The sequence below is a fragment of the Brevibacillus dissolubilis genome, assembly GCF_006170445.1.
GTDB classification, from domain to species: Bacteria; Bacillota; Bacilli; order Brevibacillales; family Brevibacillaceae; genus Brevibacillus_B; species Brevibacillus_B dissolubilis.
The window spans coordinates 219,249-242,489 of record NZ_VCNA01000008.1 but is presented as its reverse complement, the minus strand read 5'-3'; the positions used below and the strand labels follow the sequence as shown (position 1 = coordinate 242,489).

The window sequence follows — 23,241 nt, the reverse complement described above, 5'->3', positions numbered from 1 at the left end:
ACAGGTGTCCATACACGCATGCTCATACCCACATAGTTTGTTAGTAGCGATTGAGAGGGGGTATGAGCCATGAGCCGTGGCCATAAGGGATTCTTTGGGGACGGATTCGAGAGCATCATCTGGATCATTATCATCCTGTTCTTGATTAGCGTATTCTTCGACGACTAATCGAAGGTATGCTCGACGTTATCTGTTATCGTTATGACCAAATCATGGGTGATAGGAAATAGGCACTGTGTCTACTTGGGCACAGTGTTTATTTATTGACGAGTAGGTAAATTTATTCAATATTTACATCTGATATATAAAATTTATGGTAAAATAGGAGTATTCCATAACTTTATACATATATCATAAGGAGGAGAAAATGTGAAAAAAAGATTGAAACACACGACTTTAGTCATGGGGTTGGTTGCAAGCATCTGTATCCCGACCCTAAGCCCCTACTATTCTGCACCAGTCTATGCTGCGGCTGAATACGCCAAAGAAGATCAAACCAGACTCCCGATTGCCGCTGTAACCCCGCAGGCAGGAGCAGAAGGGGTTCGTCCAGATGCGAGCATCCAGCTGACTTTGGATGCGGCAGACAAGAATTTTGCCCGTTTCCGCAATCAATTGGAGAGGGGTGCTTATGAGCTTAGCATCAATGGACAAGCTGTACCAAGCAGCTATGACAAACAAAAGCAGGTGATCCAAGTCGAGCCGGGTACCTTGCCGCGCTACAGTACCATCACAGTCAGTCTCAGCCTCAAGGCAGACATGCAAAATGACCAAAATAGTTCGAATAATGCGACGTTTACATACTCCTTCGAGACAGGTTCGGCCTTACACGAAGCAACCCATCTGGAAGTGAATGTGCCACAATCCAAGGTGCGTGTCACAGAAACCGCCGAGCTTCATGTAAAAGTGACCGATGACTACGGATTGCCTGCCAATGCCCGCGTGCACATAGAGAGCGAAAGCGTGAATGTACAAGCCGACACTCTGGAGCTGGACAGCGATGATCAGGGCCAAGGGATCATTGAAGTCAGTGATCATGTCAAAGAAACGGTTGCGCTGAAGGTCATCTCTGAGGATACAGAGTATCAGGATGAAGTCGATACTCGGACGGCAGAGGCCAGTGTCGAGTTCATTGCAGGTCTTCCGGATCATCTGCGACTCGAAGCCGCTTCACCTCTGGTCGTTGGTGGAACAGAGGTACTCAGCGGCACGGTCTACGATCTCTATGACAATCCAGTCGAGAATGATACGATCGTCACCGCCACAGCAACAGCAGGGCAGGTGACACCACAGGAGCAACAGACAGAGGATGGAGCGTTTGCCTTCCAATTTGTTGCACCGACCAAGGTTCAGGATGTCGTCCTGACGGCTCAATCAGGAGATGCCAAGGGTCAGATCACGGTTGAGCTGCATGCAGATCAGCCGGCACATGTCGCTATGGAAGCGGACAATCTCAATCCGACTACAGAAGAAGCCTCCACCATCCGCATGACGATTACGGATCAATATGGCAATCCTGTACCGAATGCGGATGTCACGCTTCACGCGACAGGGAACGCGATGGTGACAGGAACCGTACGTACCGATGTCAACGGACAGGCTGTCGTGCAGGTGACGGACAAGACAGCAGAGTCCGTTGTGGTCACCGCAACGACCGCCAACGGTGTCAGTGGTTCTACTACGATACTGTTTGGAGACACGACAGCACCAGCGGCTACCGTTGATCTGACCGCAGGGGGAGCGACGGGTTCTGCCGTCACTCTGAATTGGACGGCGCCTGGTGATGACGAGATGACGGGTACTGCTGCCACTTACGACATCCGTTACAGTACCCAGCCGATCACAGAGGAGAACTGGAGCGAGGCAGCACGTGTCACCACAGCACCAGCCCCGGCTCAGGCAGGAACCAAGCAGACTACGGTCGTACAAGGTCTTACTGGCAACATTCTCTATTATTTTGCACTCAAAACGACAGATGAGGCGGGCAACCAGTCCCGACTCTCCAATATCGCTGAAGCCAAGACGATCATCAGCAACAATGCCGATCTGAAGGGACTCACGACGAGCCAAGGTACACTGAGTCCGGCTTTTGCAAGTGCGGTTACGGGCTACACCACGAGTGTAGATAACGGTGTAACCTCTGTATCGGTCACACCTGTATTGGCTGATGAAACCGCCACCGTCACGGTCAATGGAACAGCCGTGACCAATGGACAGGCCAGCCAGCCGATCAATCTGAATGTCGGCACCACCCTGATCACCGTCACTGTCACCGCGCAGAATGGAAATACAAAAACCTACACCATCTCCGTCACCCGCAAAGGCGTACAGGCCAAATCAGTCAGCATCAGCCAGATCAACACAGACGGTGGTGTACAGGGTTATATCAACTACGGACAAGGCCGCAAATGGCGCATCTACCGCAATATCACCGTCATCGGTACAGCATATGACACGATGGGTAAGCCAGCTGCCAATGCCAGTGTTACGGTAAGTGTGACGGTTCGTCTGAATAACCGCACCTTCCAAGCGACTGGTACGGCTGATGCCAACGGGAGATTCAGTATCCCTATTAGCGGCTTGTCACCAGCGGTAGGTGTCTATTCGTACAACAACTGGAGCAGCATGCACTATTACGACGTGATCCCGCTCAGCGTTACCTCTAACGGTGTCAGCGTAAGCAGCAATGAGACGAGCCTCTATCATTTTGCGTATTCGAAGTACCTTCCACATTAATAAAATAAGATGAAGGAAAAAGACAGGGATTGTGTCGGACATGGCGCAGTACCTGTCTTTTGTGTGCATGTTTATGTGTAGCAGGGATGGATTCCATCCTGCGCCAAGAATATTTTTCCAAGTGAAAAAATCTGCTTCTCAACAGCAAGTCCATCTGATATAGTGTAACAGGTACATAACCGCATAGACCGAGAGTTCGAAATACCCTCCTCTCGTTAATAAAAACTAGGGAAGAGCGGATTCGTCCGGCTGTATGGATTTTTTCCATGCATGCTGATGGATCAAGTTCGTGTTGCTTACATGTGATTGTGATGAAGCGCAGAACCACTCTCCACCCTTGTCTGTTTGTTAGCGAATACAGGGGCGGGTGAGTGGTTTTTTTAGGTTTGCGGGTTATGCAGGCAAGAGAAAGAAGTGAGGTAGAAACAAGATGGACCAGCACATTCAGATAGATCGACGCTTTTTATATCTGTCGACCGCCTTCATCACGCTCCTGGTCGTAGCCAATATCGTCTCGACCAAGGTGATCAGCGTGTGGGGCATGATTCTCCCGGCAGCGGTTATCGGTTATCCGCTGACATACCTGCTGACTGATGCGATCAGTGAGTTATATGGAGAGAAAAATGCGAAGCAGGTCGTGTACGCAGGCTTTTTTGCCAATCTCCTGATGATTGTATTCGTTCAGGCGACGATCTTCCTGCCGCCAGCACCGTTCTGGCCTCTGCAGGAGTCATATGAGGGGATCATGTCCTCATCGCTTCGGATCGTGGTCGCGAGCCTGCTCTCTTATTTCGTAGCACAGATGGTGGACGTGAAGCTGTTCCACGCGATTCGCCGCAAGACCGGGGAGAAATCCTTCTGGCTCCGCAAAAACGTCTCAACGGCGATCAGTCAGCTGCTTGATACGAGTATTTTTATCGTGATTGCCTTCGCGGGCACGATGCCTAGTGAGGCACTGATCTCGATGATCGGCTTTCAGTATCTGGTGAAGACGGCGATTGCCGCGATTGATACACCGATTTCGTACCTCTTGATTCAAGGCATGAAGAAGAAACCAACAACCATGGAGGGGAACGCATATGGCAGAGTTTAAGATTCCGCAGGGGACCCAACAGTTTATGCAAGACATCCAGCCAGAAGAGCTGCGCTATCACAAAAAGCGCGTGGCGATCACCAAGGTATTTACCTTTGACGCGGCTCACCATATGCACAACTATGCAGGCAAATGCATCAGCCTGCATGGTCATACTTATCGCCTGGAGATTACCATCAGCGGATATCCCAACGAAATCGGCATGAGCATCGACTTCGGTCAGATCAAAAAAATCTATACCGAGGTGCTGGAGGATAAGCTGGATCACCGCTATCTCAATGAAACCCTGCCGAAGATGAATACTTCTGTCGAAAATGTGATCGTCTGGATCTGGGAGCAGATCGACGCATGGCTCATCGACAACGGTCTCAAAGCAGAGGGCTTCCGCATCGAAGAGCTGAAGCTGGCCGAGACACCGAACAGCTGGGGTACGATGAAGCGCGAATGGATGGAGGAGGCGTAAGCGATGACGACGACGCTACTCCAAGACCAAGAGATCAAGGCGATCCGGCTGCCGATGGTAGAGATTTTTGAGACGGTGGAAGGCGAGGGGACGCGGGCAGGATTTCCGACGACTTTTGTCCGTGTCTTCAACTGCAATCTCCGCTGTACCTGGTGTGATACGGTTTACAGCTACGCACCGCATAAGCCGGAGTTCTATGCGACGATCGGTGAGATCATGGAGCAGGTGGAGAAGTTCGGCAACCACTACATCTGTCTGACAGGCGGCGAGCCGCTGATGCACGGAGAGAAGTCGCTGGCACTGGTCCAAGCTCTTGCCACAATCCCGTGTGTAGAGGATCTGCATATCGAGACGAACGGGGCGATCGATCTGGCCCCTTATGCGGAGCTTCGTAAGACAGATGAGAACGTAGCACAAAAAGTCCGCTTCATTATGGACTGGAAGCTGCCTGACAGTGGCGAGATGGACAAGATGATCCCGGACAACCTGGCTGTGCTGGACAACCAAGATGAACTGAAATTCGTCGTAGGCAGTGATCAGGACTTCGATACTACCTTGGAGGTGCTCGACCGTTACCCGACCAAGGCACTGCCGATGCTAAGTCCGGTCTGGGAGACGATGCCGCCAGCACGTCTGGTAGACAAGCTGCTGGCATCTGGCCGCAAACAGATCAAGATTAATATGCAAATGCACAAAATCATCTGGCATCCCGACACGCGCGGGGTATAGGAAGGAGTGGCGAGAAGATGACCACCAGAGAAAAAGCAGTCGTTGTCCTAAGCGGCGGTCTGGACAGCACCACCTGCATGGGAATCGCGAAGGGCGCGGGCTTTGAGCTGTACCCGATCACCTTTGACTACGGACAGCTGCACAACCGTGAAGTAGAGCAGGCGAAGCAGATCGCTGCCTTTTTTGAAGTGCCGCAACATAAGATCGTCAACATGGGCTTCCTGCGTGAGATCGGCGGCAGTGCGCTGACCGATGACACCATCGACGTGCCGACAGATGGCGTAGAGGACGGCGTGCCATCCACCTATGTGCCGGCGCGCAACCTGATTTTCCTCTCCTTGGCGACGGCCTATGCAGAAGTGATCGGCGCACGCAAAATCTACATCGGTGTCAGCGCAGTAGACTTCAGCGGCTATCCGGATTGCCGTCCTTCTTTTATCAATTCGATGACAGAGACGATCAATCAGGCGACCCGCATCGGTACAGAAGGCGACAGCCTCAAGATCGAAGCGCCGCTGATGCACCTGAGCAAAAAAGAGACGATCGAGCTCGGCCTCAAGCTGGGGGTACCGTATCACCTGACCACCTCCTGCTACCAAGGCGACGAGGAAGCATGCGGCGTGTGCGACAGCTGCCGCCTGCGGATCAAAGGCTTCCAAGAAGCAGGCTCTGCTGACCCGATCGCCTACGCGGTCAACGTCGACTGGCAGGACCGCTAGACAACCAAGAAAAATCAACCCATACCCGAAAGGATGAATCCACAATGACACAAGTAGATCACAACCACAGCAAATATAACAAAATCCGTTTTGACACCCAGAGCGAAGATGCGATCATGGTTGATATCCTCGAAACCATTCCATACGAATATGTAGGCAAACGCACCGAAATCATGATGCCGACCAACGAGTTCACCTCTGTTTGCCCATGGTCTGGCCTGCCTGACTTCGCAGACATCAAAATCTACCTCGTACCAAACGAAACCCTGATCGAGATGAAATCCCTCAAATACTACCTGACCTCCTACCGCAACGTAGGGATCTATCAAGAGCATGCGACCAACCGGATCCTCAACGACCTCGTTGCTCTCTGCGATCCAATCTCTATGCGTATTGAAGCGAACTGGAACGCACGCGGCGGCCTCGGTACAGAAGTAGTCGTCGAGTACAAAAAAGAACAAGCCTAAACCAAATTCCGATATGGATGAAAAAGCCCCCTTTTGCGATTGCCAGAAGGGGGCTTGATTCGTTACTATGGTAAGATACAGAGTGGAAGACAGTCACCAAACCAACTGCAAAAGAGGTAGAGACAGATGAACGATTGGCGTATGTATACAGATGCATCCAAAGAAGATCAAAACCACACCGCCTGGCACGAAGTCCTGCGCGCGATTGCCCAGCTCAACGGCACGACTCACACTATGGTGCATGCGGCATATGGTGACCACGTAGATCTGGTGGTATCCGGCGGCAATGAAGGCAATGTGCTGGTTCAATGGAAGGAATATGACGGGACACCGAAGCATTACATCCTCACACAGGACAAGCCAGACGGACTGATGACCACGGTCACGATCGAGGGTGAACAGGTACCGATTCCACTGGCATGGGCTGTCCCATTAGAAAAAGTCGTCCCGGTCTGCGGCGATATTTTACGGACCTGTGATCTGAAAGAAGTAGAGGGACTCAATTGGACGCTGATCGAGGGAGGGGAGTAGCCTATGGCATTCGCTCCCTTGCTTACATCAATCACGATCATGGCGGTGATTATCGGTATCGGTGCGCTCACCGCCAAGCACCATCCACTTACCGCTGAGTCACGTAAGCTGTTGGTGTCGATCATCGTCAATGTCGCGATGCCCTGTATTATTTTGAACGGGATTTTTCAATCAGAGATCGATGCTGAGCTGCTCCAGCAGATTATGACGATTTTCCTCGTGGCGATTGCGCTGAGTGCCTTCGGGATCTTTCTCGGTTATCTGGGGGCCAAGCTGCTTCGCATTCCCGGCAAACGGGCCAATGAGCTGGCGATTCTCTCTGGTCTGGGCAACACAGGCTTCATCGGTCTGCCGCTGTGTGCCGCGCTGTTCGGTCACAAAGGAGCATTGCTTGCGGCCGTCTATGACGCCGGATTGGACGTCGTGATCTGGACGGTAGCGGCGACGATGCTTCAAGAGAAAAAAGCATGGACGTGGAAAAACGCCCGAGAAATCCTGAATATTCCGATGATTGCGATCCTCGTCGGCATGCTGATCGCGCTGATTAACTGGCATCCGCCACAAGCCGTGGTACAGCTCACCTCGATGCTGGCTGCTCTCGCCTCTCCCATGGCGATGCTGTACATCGGGATGCTGATTCCGCCATTGTTGAAAAATTCGCGCTCCACAGGCCAGTCCCTCAGACTGCTCGGGATGCCCCTGACGCTCAAGCTGGTGGTCTATCCACTGGTAGTCGCGGGGATTCTTGCGGTCATATCACTGCCATTGCCAAAAGAGATTACGCAGGTCGTACTGGTGCAGGTAGCGATGCCGACGATTGCGATGGCCTCGATTCTGTTCGCGCGGTATGCGGCCGATGAGGAGATGGGGGCGATGACCACGGTGGTGTCGACGCTGGTCGGGTTGTTGACGATTCCGGTTGTGGTGATGGTCTGCGGACAGTTGATTGGGTGAGGTATAAAAAAACTGGGGTCTCCCTCTGGAGCCCCAGTTTTTCTTCTTTTTTAACGCCCCTCAATCGCTGCAAGCACGCCATCCCACAGCGTAATCCGCGCCTTCAGGGAGTTCGTCGCCGTACGCTCCGCCTCGCTCAACCGTTGTGCATCATCCCCGCACAGCGACGACAACAGCTTCTCCGCAAGCGGGCCATGCTCGTCCCCATCCAGCTCGATATGACGCTTCAGATAATAAACCAAGCGGTCAGCAGACTGTCCGCGGCGGGTCAATTCATCGACCAGCACCTGGAACATATCCGGAATCAAATCCTCGCGACCGAAGAAGAATGACGCGCACACCTCATGTGTCCCGCCCTTTTGCGCAAGATCGAGCGTGTGCGAGACGAACTGATACACCGTCTCTGGCACTTCAGCCTGACGCAGTGCATCCAATGGGGCCGCACCAGACTCGATCGCCTGCAGGAAACGGTTGATTCTGCCCGTATCTGCGCCTACCTCGGCCATCGCTTGCAGATACAGCTCAAAATGGCTGGCAAACCCGCCCTGGCCATCCTCGTCGGTCTCCTCACCCAGCACGATTTCATTGATAAATCGGGCGTAGTGTGCATTTTTCACAGGCATCCACGGTACAGTGGTGCAGGTCAGGTCGATTTGCAGACGTTTTAACAGACTCATAAAATCCCACACCGCAAACACATGATGCTCCATGAACACCTTCACGTTCTCGGGATTATCCATCTTTTGATACACCGGATGTTGCAGCAGTTGATCACGGATTGCAGTGATATTGGTCATCGTAACAGTACTCATCGTTTCCGGTCGCCTCCTAGTGAACCCATGCGGATTTGGTCTTACAACACTTCCTTGTCTTATTATGGCATATCCAATCCCAGTACAGGGGAAGCCTGCTAAGATGTCGTTAGTTTGCCTTATTTCCCACATCTTTTTTCATTTTCGAGGGATACTTGTAAAAAAACCGTCCGGACATGGAAGGGAGGATCAGGGATGGACTTCATGGAGGTAATCAAATCATTTGTGGTGGGACTGATCGTCGGGGGGATCGTGACATTTTTGAAGCTGCCGATTCCGGCACCGCCTGCTTTGGCCGGGGTGATGGGCATCGTGGGGGTGTATCTGGGCTTTGTGCTGGTCAGTTCGTTCTGGAAAGGTTGAAAAGGTGGAAGAGGCAAAACCAAGACATCTTACGCTCAATAGTAGCGTAAGATGTTTTTTAGATTAGGGTTGTTTCATTATGGGTTAAAAAGTATAATTTACTATATATTTTATAGAATTATTAACATTGTTTATATTAAGAAAGGAAGTGAAATTACGTGAGGCTTTCTGCATTTCTCAAGGCGATGGGGATATTCGTCGTTGTACTTTCGGCAGCGACCGGATATTGTCTCTACAAGACCAGTGTCAGTTTTTCGCAGCAGCAAGAATCGATCCTGCGTCAAGCGGAGTTCAAGCAGCTGGGATTGGATTTGGCGGGCGCTTCTGATTATTTGACCAATGAAGTGCGCCGCTACACGGTCTATGGACAGAAAATACATAAGGATAACTATCGGCGTGAGGTGACCGAGATCAAGACCCATGACCGCGTCATTGAGCGTCTGCGAGAACTGAACGCCCCCCAAGCAGAGATAGCGTTGATGGAGAAGGCCAAGCAAGACTTAGACAGCCTCATCCAAACCGAAGAGGAAGCGATGAGGGCAGTCGATGAGGATGACTTGGAAAAAGCCCGCCATATCGTGTTCGGTCAATCCTATGACCAAGAAAAGCAACGGATCACCGCCTCGATCCTCCAATTCCAAAAGACGGTGAGTGAACGTACCCGGCTGGAAGTGGAGGAGGCGACATCCTCTTATTATTTCACCTTGGTGCTGACCAACATCGCAAGCGCAATCCTGATCGGGTGCGTCTTGACCGGTTATTATCTCCTTGGCCGGCGCATGAAGCCATTAGACAAAGTGACCGAGATCGCCCAGCAGGTTGCCCAAGGGAATCTGCGGGTGGAGACCATCAAGGTGAGAACACGTGATGAAGTGGGGGATTTGGCCACATCGATTAACCAACTCGTGATCAACATGCATCAGTTGATCCAGCAGGTCGTATCTTCGGCCAATCAAGTGGCAGCGGCCTCTGAGCAATTGACCGCGGGGATTCAGCAGGTCACGTCATCCACCAATCATATTACCTTTGAAATTCAAGAAGTCTCCCAAGGCGCTGACCAACAGGCACAAGGGGCCCGGCAGAGCTACACAGAGATGAATCAGATGTCCAGACGAATGGAGCAGATTGCCATCACCACATCCGATGTATCCCAAGCGTCCCAAGAGACAGCGTTACAGGCGGAAGATGGCAACCATACTGTCCAGCAAGCCATCCAACAGATAGAAGCACTCAGCCACTCGGTCAACCAATCCGCAGCGGTTGTGAAGCTGTTGGGCGACCGTTCCGACGAGATCGGGCAGATCATCGAGGTGATGAATGGGATCTCGGCACAAACCAATCTGCTTGCACTCAATGCAGCGATCGAAGCGGCACGGGCAGGGGAGCAGGGCAGAGGCTTTGCTGTCGTCGCAGACGAAGTCCGCAAGCTGGCCGAACAATCCCAACAGTCTGCAAGCAAAATTGCGTCACTGATTCAGGAGATTCAATCCGAGACGGCCAAAGCCGTTGCTGTGATGAACAACGGTACAGCTGAAGCGAGGTCTGGCAAGGAGATGATCATGGGCGTAGGGCTGACGTTCGAGCGTATTTTAGATGCGTCCAGACGAGTAGCGAAGCAGATAGAGGATGTCTCTTCCGCTTCCGGACAGCTGTCGGACAGTACCAAGCAAGTGACACAGGTGATCGAGGAGATGAACGGAATCGCCGTAAAAGCAGCGGGAAGTGCCCAGCATGTTGTTTCCGCATCCCAACAGCAGCTTGCGTCTATGGAAGAGATTGCGGGCACATCCACGGGCCTGAACCGAATGGCTGTTGAGTTGAAAGTGGCGGTCGGCAAGTTTACCATTTAATCTTCGTTTTCCCCGGCAAAAAAGGAGAGAAGCACTCTGCATCCAGGCAGGAAGAGCTCCTCTCCTTTTTCATGTGTAGCTGTTATTCTACGGTATAAATCGCGTAGCCATATGGTGCAAGCTCGATGTGGGCCGTACCGTCTGAACCCACCGTTACGTTTGCACCAGACTCTCCGGACTGGTCCAGTTGAAGCTGATTGATCAGTGTCTTACCCGGTGTCTCGGTAAGTGGGATTGTGACCGGCTTTTTCCCGTTGTTGACCGCTACATATACGGTCTCCCCCTGATACGTGCGCGTGTACAGGAAGCCCATCTGCTTCGGTGCAGCATAGACCGTCTTCATCTCACCACGCCGCAGGGGAGCCAGCTGGTGACGCAGGCGGATCAGGGCCTGATAAAAGCCAAACAGCTCCCGGTCCTGCTCAGCACGCTCCCAGACCATCGCCTGGCGGCAGCCCGGATCTTGCCCGCCTGTCATGCCGACTTCATCACCATAGTAGATACATGGCATCCCCGGATAGGTCAGCATGATCAGGGTAGCCAGCTTCATTTTGCGCTTGTCATTTTGGCAGGCGGTCAACAGGCGGGGGGTGTCATGTGAATCCAGCAGGTTAAACATCGCTTCGGTCACATGGGACGGATACATGGCGAGAACTTGGGAGAGGGTCTCGCCGAAGGCTTGTGCGCTTTTGATCGTGCCCTTGGCGATGAAGGCATGGACGGCATCATTGAACGGATAGTTCATCACGGTGTCGAATTGATCCCCCTCCAGCCATGGCATCGAGTCGTGCCAGATCTCGCCGATGATCAGGGCATCCGGCTTAGCAGACTTGACGACCTTACGGAAATCCCGCCAGAACTCATGATCCACCTCATTGGCTACATCCAGCCGCCAGCCGTCGATATCCGCTTCTTCAATCCAATAGCGGGCCACATCCAGCAGGGCTTCTTTTACCTCGGGGTGCTGTGTATTGAACTTCGGCATCTGATCATGGAAGCCGAAGCATTCATAGTTCGGTCTTGGCCCGGTTACAATAGGAAAATCATGAATGTAGAACCAATCCTTGTAGCGGGACTGCTCCCCGTGTGCCAGCACATCCTGAAACGGTGGATAATGATAGCCGCAATGGTTGAACACCGCATCCAGCACCACCCGGATGCCACGGTCATGGCACGCTTTGACCAATTGCTTCAGCGTATCGATGTCGCCGAAGTGAGGGTCGATTTTTTTATAATCAACTGTATCGTACTTATGATTGGTCGTCGCCTCAAACACTGGGGTTAGATACAGTGCATTGATCCCAAGCTCGGACAAGTGATCCAGATGCTTGATGATCCCCGCCAAGTCACCGCCGTAAAAATTGTCCCAGCGCGGAATCCCGTCCCACTCAGCCGCCTCAGCCGGACTGATCGATGGATCGCCATTGGCAAAACGTTCAGGAAAAATCTGATAAAACACCGCATCCCGCGCCCAATCCGGGATATTGAGACGGTCACTGGCATGCAGATACGGAAAATCAAACAACTGGTTCGGGTCACCCGGCATCTCGTTACAGAACTGCCGCTCGGTCATCCACAGCTGTTTTCCTTTTTCCGGCGTAAACCCGAAGCCGTAACGGGTACGGCGTGTCTTGGGCTGAATCGCTGCCTGCCAGTAGTCAAACAGCGGATCGGTGGCAAGCTTATCCATCAGGGTGATTTGATGGGTTGCATCCCAGTCGTATTTGTCACCCCATAACAGCTCAACCGATTGCATTTCGTGTTTTTTGGTTCGCACCCGGATGTGCAGGGTAAGATCATCATAGGCATAGGCGTAATTGGCTTTGGGGCGGTGATAAATGGCTTCCCGTTGCATCTGTCGTATCCTCCTTGGTCTCACGTCTCTATTGGACTCGCAAATGGACACGCAAAAAAGGCACAACGCTCCGATGAATGGAAGATCTCATCCGAGGTTGTACCTGATCGTACATGGCCTTCTGCTTGTATGTAACAACACGATTATAGTATCTTCAAGAGGACATTGGCAAGATATATTGCCGGATGCTGAAACGTTTGACGATCAGCCACCGTCAATAAGGCATACAGGTTACACACCACAGAAGGGGATGAATCAAAATGAAACACACCTCCATTCTTGCGCTTGCCCTGACCATTGGAGTCTCCATCGGCGCGACGGTCACACCTGCACAGGCGCAGACTCCGGCGGCCGCTCCGGTCCAAATCCAAGTAAACAAACAGATCAAAAATACACTGAAAAAACCGCTCCTCAATATCAAAGGGCGCACAATGATCCAAGTCAACGACCTCGCCGCCCTCATCAATGCCAAAGTAAAAAGCGGAACTGGGGCGACAGAAGTATTTCTCAATCTCAACGGAACAGAAGTAGGCTTTCGTCCCAACACTGACAAAGTGAACATGGGCGGTGAATGGAAAGCCTCGGAACAGGGCGCCATCACCCAGGCTGGCGAGGTCTACGTACCTTTGCGCTATGCGTTAGAATCTTTCTCCTATCAAGTCGGCTGGAACGCTGCTGAAAAAATGATCGAGGTGAACCCAATGACCATGAACACTCAAGATCAGTTTACAGTTGTCGATGAGTCCACACTGACTGCGGAAGAAGTCCAATTTGTCAATTCTGTGAAGCAGACCAAAGGAGTACACCGCAAAGGAAACCTCTTCGTCGTCGCCAGAGGCGAAGTGCCAAATCCGGGATACGGGATCAAATACGTCAAGCAAGAGCAATCCTGGGAGCAGCTCAAGGTCTATATCAGCCTGACGGAACCAGAACCGGGCATGATGTATCCGCAGGTGATCAGCTATCCATATCTGGTCGGTAAAGTCAACTTGCCGCCATACACCACAATCAGCTTCCTTGACGCAAGTACGGGAAAACCCCTATTTGAATAATAGACCGCCGCAGGTTATAATTACCTGCGGCTCTCTTTTTTTCTATAAATTAGAAATGAATCTGTCCGCATAAAAGGGTTTACATGCAGACACGAAGGGTATATATGTATTAGTATTGAATCATATAGAAAAGGTTACTATTGGGGCTTTTATAGGGGGAACTTCAATGCCAAAAAATCCATTTTCCACCTTGTTCGGATCGAAAAAGGATGCCGATACGGATTCGATCCGGCTTACACCGCCAGCCGAATTGATTCATCAGGTAGTATTGGACGTGCCGCGCAACAGCTCAATTCACAAACAAATGAGCATGATCCAACTGACCAAAGAGGATTTAGCCGTCGCCAAATCACTCCAACCGATCGTCGTGAAGCATATTGAAGCGATCGTTTCTCAATTTTATAAGAACTTGGAACATGAAAGCTCCTTGATGAAGATTATCCAAGACAACAGCAGTGTGGACCGTCTTAAGAAAACGCTTAACCGTCATATTACTGAATTATTCAACGGTGTGATCGATGCCGCGTTTCTCAAGCAGCGGAACATCATTGCACATGTCCACGTACGCATTGGTCTGGATACCAAATGGTACATGGCATCATTCCAAGATCTGCTGTTGTCCATGATGGCGCTTCTGGACCGTTATCTGCCTGAGAAAAAGGAGTACCACCGTTCACTGATCGTGGTGACCAAGCTGCTTAACTTCGAACAGCAGCTGGTGCTCGAAGCCTACGAGAATGAAAATGAGCGTATCCGTCAAGAAGAGGAGAAGCGCAAGCAAGAGATGCGTGACAAGCTCAACCAGATGGCTAATGAGCTGGCATACCTGTCCGAAGAGACAAGTGCCTCTGTGCAAGAATTGACCCATCAGTCTGTAGGGGTGGTGGCCTACACCAAGAGCGGCCTGGAGTACTCTGCCAATGCAGAAAGACTCTCCCGTGAAGGACAGCAGAAGCTGGAGCAGCAGCGCGGCGAAATGAACCAGATCCAGCAAAGCATGGGGCAGATTGCTTCCGAGATCAACACACTCGAGGATATCTCCGAAAAAATCCGTGACATCGTCTCCGTCGTCACCTCCATCGCGGAACAGACCAACCTGCTCGCACTCAATGCAGCCATCGAGGCAGCCCGCGCCGGTGAACATGGCCGTGGCTTCGCCGTCGTAGCAGACGAGGTACGCAAGCTGGCCGAAGAGACCAAGAAATCCGTCTCTGGTGTATCTGAATTGATCGAAAAGACCAATCATCAGACCGCAAGCGTAGCGGAATCCGCGAAAAAGGTACAGCAGCTCGTCAACTCCAACTCTGGTACCATGGGTGAAACCATGCGTTTCTTCGAGCAGATCCTCGGTGCGGTAAGCGCAAGCAAGGAGCAAAGCTCCCAAGTAGAGAACGAGATCAAGAGCTTCTCCAAAATCATCGAGGATATCAACAAAGCGGTCGCAGAAGTAGCACGCACCGCCAATAAGCTGGCAGACTAGTTCCCACCAGTTTCTCTATGTAAACCAAAAAGCGACATCCTGATTTTTACAGCAGGATGTCGCTTTTTTTGCTATATTGGATGGGAGAGGGTGAGAATGATGAGAAGAAAACTGCGAAAAGGAATATTCGGTCTCCTCGCATGTTTCGTTCTGACGACAGCTGCCGCCTTGGGAGTAGACGCGCAGGTCAGGAGTACAGGAGCAGCGTATATGATGAGTCCAGAGGAAGTACCTGAGGCGGACGCGATCTTGGTGCTGGGAGCCAAGGTATACTCAGATGGACGCCTGTCAGCCATCGTCAAAGACCGGGTGGACGTCGCCATGGAGCTGTACACAAAGGACAAAGCAGATAAGCTTCTGGTCAGCGGGGACCACGGCAGAAAAGAGTATGACGAAGTGAACGCCATGCGCAGCTATATGGAAGAGCACGGGATCGACGGCAAGGATATCTTTATGGATCATGCGGGATTTAGTACCTATGAGAGCATGTACCGTGCCAAAGAGATTTTTAAGGTGAAAAAGGTCATTATTGTCACTCAGGAATACCACTTGATGAGATCCTTGTATGTCGCACGGCAGCTGGGGCTTGAAGCATATGGAGTAGCGTCTGACAGGCAGCTTTACTATGGAATGAAGCGGAACCAGCTGCGTGAGATTGCGGCACGCTGCAAGGATTATCTATTCGTCCATGTCTTCAAGCCCCAACCCACCTATTTAGGGGAGGCAATCCCGATCAGTGGAGACGGGCGAAAAACGCGCGATGATAACAAAGAAAAGCTTTAGAAGAATGTCATCGTCATATAAATACCGAGGATCAAACCTGAACTTAGGAAAACAACACCCAGGGCCAGAAACAGTTTATCGTATGTCATGATGGTTTGCCCCTTTCCATGATGTACTATCTTTTTACCTGTTTTTCTGGGTAATTAAACCACAAAAAACCGTTTGTCCTGACCAAAGTCGTAGGACAAACGGTTTTTTTACGAGACGATATCATAGGGAGTCAATCACATCCCTGTAGGCTTCGGCAGATAGCTTCTGCGGGAGAGGAACAGGGCGAGCATCAGCCCTACCAGCAAGGCTCCGAACCAGAACGGCATGGTGTAGTGAAAGCCGTAGAGAGCGCCGCCGATGATCGGACCGACGATACGGCCCAGACTGTCCATCGCGCTCATGTTGCCGGAGGTGACCCCTTGGCCCAGCTGGGTGCGCTGGGTAATCATCGCGGTCGCAGTGGTACGGATCATCCCTTGTCCGGCTCCGAAGAGGGAGAGCGTTAGGGCGAAGCTCCAGAAGTTATCAGAGGTGAGCACCGCGATAAAGCCAATGGTGTAGAAAAGCATACCGACAGCAAGGATGGCAGGTTCACCGTAGCGTTTGACCAGCTTGCCGATCATTCCGGCTTGGACAACTGCACCGATAATCCCCATCACAAGGAACATGTAACCGAGCTGCTCAGAATTCATTCCGAACTGATCAAAGATATAGAGGGCGAATGTCGTCTCCATTCCGGCGAAAGCGAGAGAGACGACCAGCAAGACATTGTACATCAGACCAAGCGACCCGGTCAGTGCAGAGATGGGGTTGCCGCGGCGTTCGGTCGCGTTGTTGAGGCGTTTTTCCGGTGGCAGACTCTCCGGCAGGGCGGTGATCGCGTAGACGAAGGTGATCAGAGCGACAAAAGCGGAAGCATAGAACGGATAGGAGAGGCTGATCTTGCTGAGCAGTCCGCCGATTACAGGACCGAACACGAAGCTCATGCCTACAGCCGCACCGATGATCCCCATGCCTTTTGCCCGTTCGTTCGGTGGGAAGATGTCGGCTACCATCGCAGTGACGGTCGGAATCCCCGCTGCCGATACGATCCCGCCAAGGATACGCCAGGTCAGCATCTCATAGTACGAATCCGACAGACCGAACATCGCAAACGTTACCGCAAAACCGATCAGGGCAAGCAATATCAGCGGCTTGCGTCCAACCCGGTCAGACAGCCTGCCCCAGATTGGGGAAAAGAGAAACTGCATAATATTATAGCTGGCAGACAAGAGACCTAATTGGAACGGATCAGCTTGTCCGATTTTGGTTACGAAGAAAGGCAGGATCGGGATAATAATTCCAAAACCGAGCATCATCAGAAACATAATTAGGAATAATAGCAATAGCTGCTTTTTCTGCACACGAAAAACCTCTTTCTTACGGAAAGTACGGAAGAAAATAATTACACAAGATTCACCATACGGTATGGGGCTTCGGAAGTCAAGTTCCGTACTTTCGTGCTATAATGAACAAATGGCATCAAGCAGGTTCATAAATGAGTTGAGGTGTATAACGACATGTCTAGAAATATGCTATATTATCTGGCTTGGGAAGAGGATGACTGGCTGGACGAGCTGCTGGACTATTTTCCGGTGATCAATGCAGTCGTGCCGACGACCAAGACGCTGCAATTAATGAAAGAACACTGTGAGATTGGCGAAGTGGACAAGGCCGTGATCGTGATCAATCTGGCTCACGAGAAGGAGAAGAATAAAGACTTCCTCGCACAGCTGGCTGGGGACGAGGAACTGTCACGCTATCCTCTGTATTTCGTCGGTCTGAAGGAAGCGGAAAAAGACGAGTGGCAGGCGGCTTATCCGCAGGCGAAGATCATCGTCATCACCGGCTTTGTGGTCGAATTTGATTTTGAAGCGGTATGCAAGCAGATCGAAGCAGAGTGGGGGGAGTAGGGCGTGCTTGATAAACGTCCTTTTGACCTGACTGCCTTCTTGAAGCGGTTTGGAATCTTCATCTATACGGGTGATCCGGAAGGCGACTTTCTCTTGATCGAGGATGAGATCAAGGAGCTGAAGCTGGCTGGTATCATCGAGACAGAAGAATATCTGCAAGCCATGATGGCCCTGCGCAAAAAATATCGCAAAGACGTGCAGTAGGTATTGTCACTGATATACATTTACTATACAATATTTATACAAAACAGAAGATGTTTCGCTTTTCAAAACAGAAAGTGAGCTTACCGTTATGTATAATATCAAAATGGTCTCGAAAATGCTGGAGATGCCTGCGGTCACCATCCGTGCCTGGGAGAACCGCTATCAGGTCGTCACGCCGAAGCGCAGTGAATCGGGACATCGTTTGTATACAGATCAAGATATTGAGGATTTGCGCTGGCTTAAGCGTCAGGTCGAGGAACGGGGCATGACGATCAGCCAGGCGGTGCAGCTGCTCAAGAAGAAGCGTGAGGAAGAGACACTGGTACCGGAGTCTCCGAGCTTTGAGGGGATCAGCGAGACGCTTCATCAGAGCCTGCTGTCATTTGACACGGGCAAGGCCAATGCGGTTCTGGATCTGGCTTTTTCCATGTTTCATTATGAGCAGGTGTTCTATCGGGTGCTCGCTCCACTCATGCACAGGATCGGTCAGGAGTGGGAGGATGGCGTGGTCTCGGTAGCTCAGGAGCATTTTGCCAGCAACCTGATTACACAGAGATTCATGCAGTTTTTCCGGGTGTTCCCGACTCATCCGCAGCTGCCCAAGGTATTGGCGCTCTGTCCATCTGGAGAGCATCATCAGCTGGGACTTCTGTTGTTTACCTTGTTCTTGCGCAAAAACGGTGTGGATGTCATCTATCTCGGCACGAATACGCCCAATGAAGGGCTGGCTCAGGTGATTGAGGGCAACGACGTCTCAGTCGTAGCGGTTTCACTGAGCCACGGGAAGCATTTTCCGGTTGTCTCTGAGCTGGTGGCTGAACTGAGTGTCAAGTTCCCGAAGCTTCGCTTTGTCATCGGCGGGCAGGGGGTAGAGGACAAGGAGCTGCCAGACGACTTGCGGCCATGGGCGGTCAGCGGGGATGTGCACGAATGGCAGAATTGGTATCAACAAGAGATGGTCTAGGTTTTGGATATGTCGCTCAGGAGAGGTTGCTCTTCTGGGCTTTTTTGTTTATGGTAGAGAAAATACCAAGATTCGGAATGGTAGATGGCTTGTGGGGAACGGAGGGGTGTCTGTGCGGAAATGGCTGTTGATCCTGCTGGCGAGCCTGTTGGCGGTGGCTTACTTTTACCGGTATGAGAAGCTGGGGGAAGAGTATGTGGAGAATGCCTACTATATTGTCTATACCAAAGACCGCTGGCTGAATCAGGCGTGGGCACAGATTCATTTTCCGGCGGATGCGGTGCTTGAGGTCGCGGTCTCAGCCTCTACGCGGTTTCAGACGAGGGATGCGATCGAGCGGGAAGTGAAAAAGGACATGACGAAGGCCATCCAAACTACCAATGCGACCTATTGGAGGGGCATTGGGACAGGTGTGTGGGCCGGAGTGCTGGGCATGGTGGTGCTTGGTGCGGCGTGGTATTCGCGGAGGAAGTAGAGGAGAGAAGGTAAGGTAACGGTTATGATGTGAGGCACCCGATTGATTGTACTCTTACGTACAGCCACCGGGTGCTTGTCTGTTTTAACCGAGATTCTGATTCTGGATGGCCCGTGCCGCAAAATACCCACTCAATGCCGCAGAGAGTGTACCCGGTCCGGGAAAACGGTTTTCACCTGCATAAAACAGCTGCTTATGCTCTCCTCTAGCACCCCGTGGAAAAAGAACCGCATTCTGCACCGTGAGCGGTCTGCCTCCGACCTGGGCTTTGCCTACATAACGTTGGTACGTGGCTGGTGTGCCGGTATGACAGCTCAAGAGGCTCTCCCGCAAATCAGGCAGAACGCGCTCACACTCGGTGAGGATCGCTTCGGTCACTTCCTTTTTCAGGGAGGAATAGGCTTCCTTGGAGAGACCGAGCCATTGCTTGGCAGGGGAGTGGACAGAGACGGTGATGAGCAGGGAGTCAGGGGAGCTCACTCCAGCAAGTCCACTCTCGGAAGCCTGCTGATTTTGCGGGACGTCACATCTCGGATGAATGGTCATATAAACCGGCCCATGCGGATCTCCCCACAGTCTGGCATGATCTGCAGACGGTATCATCTGATAGGCAAAAGGGAGCGGGGAGGAGGACGGTCCTGCCGTCAAGCCCTTCGCTGTCATATCCAGTCTCACTGCGCCCCATTCATCTGAAGCAACAGCTTCAGTGGCATCAATCGATGAAGCAGCGGTAGAAGGTGGTGCAGCAAAATCCCTGTAGGTATCATAACCATCAGCTGTCCGATTCGGAAATTCCACCCCGGACGCATTCAACAGGGTAGCAAACGTAAACTCCATTCCCCGATTCGTCCTCACATGCCACACCTTTTTCCCGCTATCATACTGGCAGGAACTCACACTCTGAGCCAGCACAACCTCCCCGCCCAGCGCCAGAATCCGCTCCCACAATGCCACGGCCAATGTCCCAAAGCCACCAGGTATATAGAAGGAGCCATGCCGGTACACATCCAGCGCAAGACTCGACGGAAGCAACGCGGAGCGGGTCACATCCACCTGTGTCGCGTCGATCAGCTGTGCATTGAGAAACTGCACAAAAGGCTGGTAGTGCTCAAGTCCATAACGTTTCAGCAAATCATGAACGGTCATCAGACTGTGGCGTCCCGTTCGAAAAAGGACAGCAGGATGCCGCAAAGCAAACGACGGGAATCTGCCCAAGTCGCTGAAATGGCGGGGTGGCAGGGCAATCCGTGTCTTGGAGACATCGAGCACATCGGAAGCGATTTGGGCAAGATGGCGCCAGAAATGGAGAACGGCGTCTTTTTGCTCGGGGAACTTGTCGGTGAGTTCATGCTCCCACAACTGACGATCCAAATAGACGGACACAGTTCGGTCTGGCAGGACGACATCCATGGCATGGGGGAGGGGCTTCACATCGAGTGGAAGATGCAGGTCATCGAGCAGGCCGCGAAGCAGTCCGCCCGGCTCCAGTCCGAAGGCGACCGTCGCCCCGGTGGGAAACACCTCGCCCCGGCGCCGATAATAGCCGGCACTGCCGCCAACTGTGGTGGCTTTTTCGATTAGGGTGACAGGGAAGCCTGCCTGTGCGAGAAAAGCAGCGGCGAACAGACCGCTGATTCCGGCGCCGATGATCCCGACAGATGGTTTGGTCACGGGAATTCCTCCGTTTCGTATGGCCAAATACATCGGATCGGAGGGGGAGATTGGAAAACCCAAAACTGCTCTGTCATGAATGTCCGATCCTTTCGAGAAGCACGTTGTATTTGTTGTATAATTATCATATAGTTAACGTATAACCTATGTAAAGAACAACGGACAGGCATTTTACTCATCAGAAACAACTAACCTTGACCAGCAGACGGGTGTAGCTACAGATGTTTCATTCCTATGCTGCGAGTGTAAAAGAAAGGGAATCCCGCGATAATCTACCGTTGGCTGAACCACTGACCTTCGAACAAACCGTATAACGTCTGAACCCATCTCCTGTCTATTGCTTGCATTCCTCCATCAGCAAGTCTGCACCAAGATCACAGAGAAGGAGCTGATGACCGATCCGTTCGTTCGTAAGCTTGGGGCATATTCGGTTAATCGTCAGCCGACGTCGGATATTAGGCAGAGTATATGGGATCAGGAGACTTTGCCTGGTCAAAAAGAAACAGGCGCGGGCCAGGTCCCGCAGAGTGCTTCGTGACGGAATTTGTTGAAAAGTTCCCATTAGACAAAGCACCCGCAATCCTCTACCATATGAAGAAGCAAGCAGTATCTATCGTATAAATATGGCTCGTTATCCAAGCAGAAAGAAACAGAAGGGGCGTTTCACTTGAGTCAAAATCCTTTTAGGTCGATTCAACAATTGTTAGGCATCAGCAAGGCCGAGCAGGCGGCAGGAGTGCTACAGCAAGCCCGGCAGACAGAGGTAAAGGTCAGTGTTGACGATCCTGAGTTGATTAAGCAGATGAAGATGATCAATCTGACCAAAGAAGATCTGCAGGTGGCCAAGTCGGTCCAACCGCTGATTTCGAGCCATATCCAGACCATCGTAGCAGCATTTTATGGAAGCGTTTTGGAGGTGCCTCATCTCAAGCAGATGATCCAGCAGCACAGCAGTGTCGAGCGGCTCAAGCAGACACTCGGTTCACACCTGGTCGAAATGTTTAATGGTGTCATGGACATCAACTTCTTGCGTAAGCGTATCCGGGTGGCCGAGACCCATGTACGGATCGGACTGGAACCGAAGTGGTATATGGGCGCTTTTCAGAACCTGCAAAATGTGCTGTTCGATATCGTCAACGAGCATGTCCATCCATCCGAGCGGCTCACCGTGAGCAAGGTAATCGCCAAAATCCTCAACTTCGAGCAGCAGCTGGTTCTCGATGCATACGAAAAAGAGAGCGTCCGCCAAAAAGAGGAGCATCATGAGCAAATCAAAGCAAGATTGCGCGCGACCATCGTCACCGTCGGGGAGGAGCTGGCGCAACTGACGGAGGAGACAAGCGCCTCGATTCAAGAGTTGATCGAGAACTCCAACCACGTCAACCACGCCGTGGAAGAGAGCACCTCGACCTCCAGAGGCACACAGGATTATGCCAAGCTGGGGCAGCAAAAGCTGAGTGAGCTCGAATCACGTATCCATACCATCCACCAAAGCACCGTAGAGATGGAGCGGATCGTCGGTCAGCTGACCGCCTCTGCCCAGCAGATCAAGCATGTAGTCGATATCGTGCAGGGAATCGCCCAGCAGACCAATCTGCTCGCCCTCAACTCCGCGATTGAAGCGGCACGGGCCGGTGAGCATGGACGCGGCTTCTCCGTCGTCGCAGATGAGGTGCGCAAGCTCTCTGAGCAGACGCAAGTCTCGGTCAAGCAGATTGCCGAACTGGTCACCCAATCGAATCAATATACCGAAGCAGTTGTATCCTCCATCTCCAATGTTCAGTCGGTCGTCAAAAGCGGTCTGTCTGAGTCAGACACCACCAAAAAAGCGTTTGACGATATCGTACTCTCCGTCGAGCGCAGCCTCCGGGAGATCAACGAGGTAGGGGCTGAGATGGGTCAGCTTTTGAGAGGGATCAACGAGATCGGCAGTGCAGCCCACAAGGTATCACTGGCAGCCGAGACACTGAACCATACCGCACAGGATCTCGTCTCCGAATAGTTCAACGACAAAATATGACATAGCCGTATCACCCGTAAGCCACTCTGAGTTGTGAACAGAGTGGCTTAAAATTTTTGTAACTTGACCGTTATGAA

Annotated in this window: 22 protein-coding genes; 18 read left to right on the top strand and 4 right to left on the bottom strand. The window is 51.8% G+C overall.

Going from position 1 to position 23,241, the window contains the following annotated elements:
* Window positions 1–369: 369 nt before the first annotated feature.
* The 8 genes from FGI41_RS16550 (at window position 370) to FGI41_RS16515 (ending at window position 7,692) form a co-directional block, all read left to right on the top strand.
* On the top strand, window positions 370–2,736 hold the full coding sequence (locus FGI41_RS16550; RefSeq protein WP_139491448.1) for a cadherin-like beta sandwich domain-containing protein: 2,367 nt from the start codon (window positions 370–372) through the stop codon (window positions 2,734–2,736).
* A gap of 430 nt (window positions 2,737–3,166) precedes the next feature.
* Window positions 3,167–3,829 (top strand): queuosine precursor transporter, encoded by a 663-nt coding sequence (locus FGI41_RS16545; protein ID WP_139491447.1) that lies wholly within the window; start codon window positions 3,167–3,169, stop codon window positions 3,827–3,829.
* Window positions 3,816–4,292 (top strand): 6-carboxytetrahydropterin synthase QueD, encoded by a 477-nt coding sequence (gene queD, locus FGI41_RS16540; protein ID WP_139491446.1) that lies wholly within the window; start codon window positions 3,816–3,818, stop codon window positions 4,290–4,292. Before FGI41_RS16545 ends, queD begins: the two co-directional genes overlap by 14 nt.
* Before the next feature lie 3 nt (window positions 4,293–4,295).
* Window positions 4,296–5,021, top strand: coding sequence for a 7-carboxy-7-deazaguanine synthase QueE (locus FGI41_RS16535; protein ID WP_139491445.1), 726 nt, complete (start codon window positions 4,296–4,298; stop codon window positions 5,019–5,021).
* A 17-nt stretch (window positions 5,022–5,038) separates the two neighbouring features.
* The gene (gene queC / locus FGI41_RS16530; RefSeq protein ID WP_139491444.1) at window positions 5,039–5,740 is read left to right on the top strand and encodes a 7-cyano-7-deazaguanine synthase QueC; all 702 of its coding nucleotides are present in this window, start codon (window positions 5,039–5,041) and stop codon (window positions 5,738–5,740) included.
* A 44-nt stretch (window positions 5,741–5,784) separates the two neighbouring features.
* The gene (queF, locus tag FGI41_RS16525; RefSeq protein WP_139491443.1) at window positions 5,785–6,207 is read left to right on the top strand and encodes a preQ(1) synthase; all 423 of its coding nucleotides are present in this window, start codon (window positions 5,785–5,787) and stop codon (window positions 6,205–6,207) included.
* 126 nt (window positions 6,208–6,333) lie between these two features.
* Window positions 6,334–6,738: a hypothetical protein gene (locus FGI41_RS16520; protein ID WP_139491442.1), complete on the top strand. Its 405-nt coding sequence runs from the start codon at window positions 6,334–6,336 to the stop codon at window positions 6,736–6,738.
* 3 nt (window positions 6,739–6,741) lie between these two features.
* Window positions 6,742–7,692 carry an AEC family transporter gene (locus FGI41_RS16515; protein WP_139491441.1) on the top strand — a complete coding sequence of 317 codons (951 nt, stop codon included), beginning with the start codon at window positions 6,742–6,744 and terminating at the stop codon, window positions 7,690–7,692.
* A gap of 50 nt (window positions 7,693–7,742) precedes the next feature.
* On the opposite strand, the gene FGI41_RS16510 is transcribed toward FGI41_RS16515, so the two are convergent.
* A complete protein-coding gene (locus tag FGI41_RS16510) occupies window positions 7,743–8,504 on the bottom strand; it encodes a DUF3050 domain-containing protein (protein WP_139491440.1) in 762 nt (253 codons plus the stop codon).
* A gap of 195 nt (window positions 8,505–8,699) precedes the next feature.
* Between FGI41_RS16510 and FGI41_RS16505 the strand changes: the two genes are divergently transcribed.
* Together FGI41_RS16505 and FGI41_RS16500 are read left to right on the top strand one after the other, a co-directional pair.
* Window positions 8,700–8,867, top strand: a complete 168-nt coding sequence (locus tag FGI41_RS16505; protein WP_255298504.1) for a XapX domain-containing protein — start codon at window positions 8,700–8,702, stop codon at window positions 8,865–8,867.
* Window positions 8,868–9,025: 158 nt separating this feature from the next.
* Window positions 9,026–10,717 carry a methyl-accepting chemotaxis protein gene (locus FGI41_RS16500; protein WP_139491439.1) on the top strand — a complete coding sequence of 564 codons (1,692 nt, stop codon included), beginning with the start codon at window positions 9,026–9,028 and terminating at the stop codon, window positions 10,715–10,717.
* A gap of 82 nt (window positions 10,718–10,799) precedes the next feature.
* Here FGI41_RS16500 and FGI41_RS16495 read toward each other — a convergent pair whose 3' ends face one another.
* Window positions 10,800–12,572 carry an alpha-glycosidase gene (locus tag FGI41_RS16495; protein ID WP_139491438.1) on the bottom strand — a complete coding sequence of 591 codons (1,773 nt, stop codon included), beginning with the start codon at window positions 12,570–12,572 and terminating at the stop codon, window positions 10,800–10,802.
* 260 nt (window positions 12,573–12,832) lie between these two features.
* Between FGI41_RS16495 and FGI41_RS16490 the strand changes: the two genes are divergently transcribed.
* From FGI41_RS16490 to FGI41_RS16480, 3 genes are all read left to right on the top strand, one after another.
* The gene (locus FGI41_RS16490) at window positions 12,833–13,624 is read left to right on the top strand and encodes a stalk domain-containing protein (protein WP_139491437.1); all 792 of its coding nucleotides are present in this window, start codon (window positions 12,833–12,835) and stop codon (window positions 13,622–13,624) included.
* A 166-nt stretch (window positions 13,625–13,790) separates the two neighbouring features.
* Window positions 13,791–15,104 (top strand): globin-coupled sensor protein, encoded by a 1,314-nt coding sequence (locus tag FGI41_RS16485; protein WP_139491436.1) that lies wholly within the window; start codon window positions 13,791–13,793, stop codon window positions 15,102–15,104.
* 96 nt (window positions 15,105–15,200) lie between these two features.
* Window positions 15,201–15,887 (top strand): SanA/YdcF family protein, encoded by a 687-nt coding sequence (locus FGI41_RS16480; protein ID WP_255298503.1) that lies wholly within the window; start codon window positions 15,201–15,203, stop codon window positions 15,885–15,887.
* Window positions 15,888–16,111: 224 nt separating this feature from the next.
* Here FGI41_RS16480 and FGI41_RS16475 read toward each other — a convergent pair whose 3' ends face one another.
* The gene (locus FGI41_RS16475; RefSeq protein ID WP_139491435.1) at window positions 16,112–17,281 is read right to left on the bottom strand and encodes an MFS transporter; all 1,170 of its coding nucleotides are present in this window, start codon (window positions 17,279–17,281) and stop codon (window positions 16,112–16,114) included.
* Between the two features lie 156 nt (window positions 17,282–17,437).
* Here FGI41_RS16475 and FGI41_RS16470 point away from each other — a divergent pair, with 156 nt between their 5' ends.
* The 4 genes from FGI41_RS16470 to FGI41_RS16455 all read left to right on the top strand — a co-directional run bounded on the left by FGI41_RS16470 (window position 17,438) and on the right by FGI41_RS16455 (window position 19,473).
* Complete coding sequence (locus FGI41_RS16470) at window positions 17,438–17,830, top strand: hypothetical protein (protein WP_139491434.1); 393 nt, start codon at window positions 17,438–17,440, stop codon at window positions 17,828–17,830.
* Between the two features lie 3 nt (window positions 17,831–17,833).
* The gene (locus FGI41_RS16465) at window positions 17,834–18,034 is read left to right on the top strand and encodes a YqgQ family protein (protein ID WP_139491433.1); all 201 of its coding nucleotides are present in this window, start codon (window positions 17,834–17,836) and stop codon (window positions 18,032–18,034) included.
* 88 nt (window positions 18,035–18,122) lie between these two features.
* A complete protein-coding gene (locus tag FGI41_RS16460) occupies window positions 18,123–18,998 on the top strand; it encodes a MerR family transcriptional regulator (RefSeq protein ID WP_139491432.1) in 876 nt (291 codons plus the stop codon).
* A gap of 112 nt (window positions 18,999–19,110) precedes the next feature.
* Entirely contained in the window at window positions 19,111–19,473 is a 363-nt protein-coding gene (locus FGI41_RS16455; RefSeq protein ID WP_139491431.1) for a hypothetical protein, read from the top strand.
* A gap of 84 nt (window positions 19,474–19,557) precedes the next feature.
* On the opposite strand, the gene FGI41_RS16450 is transcribed toward FGI41_RS16455, so the two are convergent.
* Window positions 19,558–21,144 carry a phytoene desaturase family protein gene (locus tag FGI41_RS16450; protein WP_176560313.1) on the bottom strand — a complete coding sequence of 529 codons (1,587 nt, stop codon included), beginning with the start codon at window positions 21,142–21,144 and terminating at the stop codon, window positions 19,558–19,560.
* Window positions 21,145–21,811: 667 nt separating this feature from the next.
* On the opposite strand from FGI41_RS16450, the gene FGI41_RS25635 reads away from it, so the two are divergent.
* A complete protein-coding gene (locus FGI41_RS25635; protein WP_139491429.1) occupies window positions 21,812–23,146 on the top strand; it encodes a globin-coupled sensor protein in 1,335 nt (444 codons plus the stop codon).
* Window positions 23,147–23,241 lie beyond the last annotated feature (95 nt).

What these genes read in the sequence shown, in the direction of transcription:
- FGI41_RS16515 (WP_139491441.1), top strand. Translation starts at nt 6,742, where the DNA reads ATGGCATTCGCTCCCTTGCTTACATCAATCACGATCATGGCGGTGATT.
- FGI41_RS16485 (WP_139491436.1), top strand. Translation starts at nt 13,791, where the DNA reads ATGCCAAAAAATCCATTTTCCACCTTGTTCGGATCGAAAAAGGATGCC.
- FGI41_RS16535 (WP_139491445.1), top strand. Translation starts at nt 4,296, where the DNA reads ATGACGACGACGCTACTCCAAGACCAAGAGATCAAGGCGATCCGGCTG.
- FGI41_RS16510 (WP_139491440.1), bottom strand. Translation starts at nt 8,504, where the DNA reads ATGAGTACTGTTACGATGACCAATATCACTGCAATCCGTGATCAACTG.
- FGI41_RS16495 (WP_139491438.1), bottom strand. Translation starts at nt 12,572, where the DNA reads ATGCAACGGGAAGCCATTTATCACCGCCCCAAAGCCAATTACGCCTAT.
- FGI41_RS16480 (WP_255298503.1), top strand. Translation starts at nt 15,201, where the DNA reads ATGATGAGAAGAAAACTGCGAAAAGGAATATTCGGTCTCCTCGCATGT.
- queF (WP_139491443.1), top strand. Translation starts at nt 5,785, where the DNA reads ATGACACAAGTAGATCACAACCACAGCAAATATAACAAAATCCGTTTT.
- FGI41_RS16545 (WP_139491447.1), top strand. Translation starts at nt 3,167, where the DNA reads ATGGACCAGCACATTCAGATAGATCGACGCTTTTTATATCTGTCGACC.
- queD (WP_139491446.1), top strand. Translation starts at nt 3,816, where the DNA reads ATGGCAGAGTTTAAGATTCCGCAGGGGACCCAACAGTTTATGCAAGAC.
- FGI41_RS16460 (WP_139491432.1), top strand. Translation starts at nt 18,123, where the DNA reads ATGTATAATATCAAAATGGTCTCGAAAATGCTGGAGATGCCTGCGGTC.
- FGI41_RS16505 (WP_255298504.1), top strand. Translation starts at nt 8,700, where the DNA reads ATGGACTTCATGGAGGTAATCAAATCATTTGTGGTGGGACTGATCGTC.
- queC (WP_139491444.1), top strand. Translation starts at nt 5,039, where the DNA reads ATGACCACCAGAGAAAAAGCAGTCGTTGTCCTAAGCGGCGGTCTGGAC.
- FGI41_RS16490 (WP_139491437.1), top strand. Translation starts at nt 12,833, where the DNA reads ATGAAACACACCTCCATTCTTGCGCTTGCCCTGACCATTGGAGTCTCC.
- FGI41_RS16520 (WP_139491442.1), top strand. Translation starts at nt 6,334, where the DNA reads ATGAACGATTGGCGTATGTATACAGATGCATCCAAAGAAGATCAAAAC.
- FGI41_RS16470 (WP_139491434.1), top strand. Translation starts at nt 17,438, where the DNA reads ATGTCTAGAAATATGCTATATTATCTGGCTTGGGAAGAGGATGACTGG.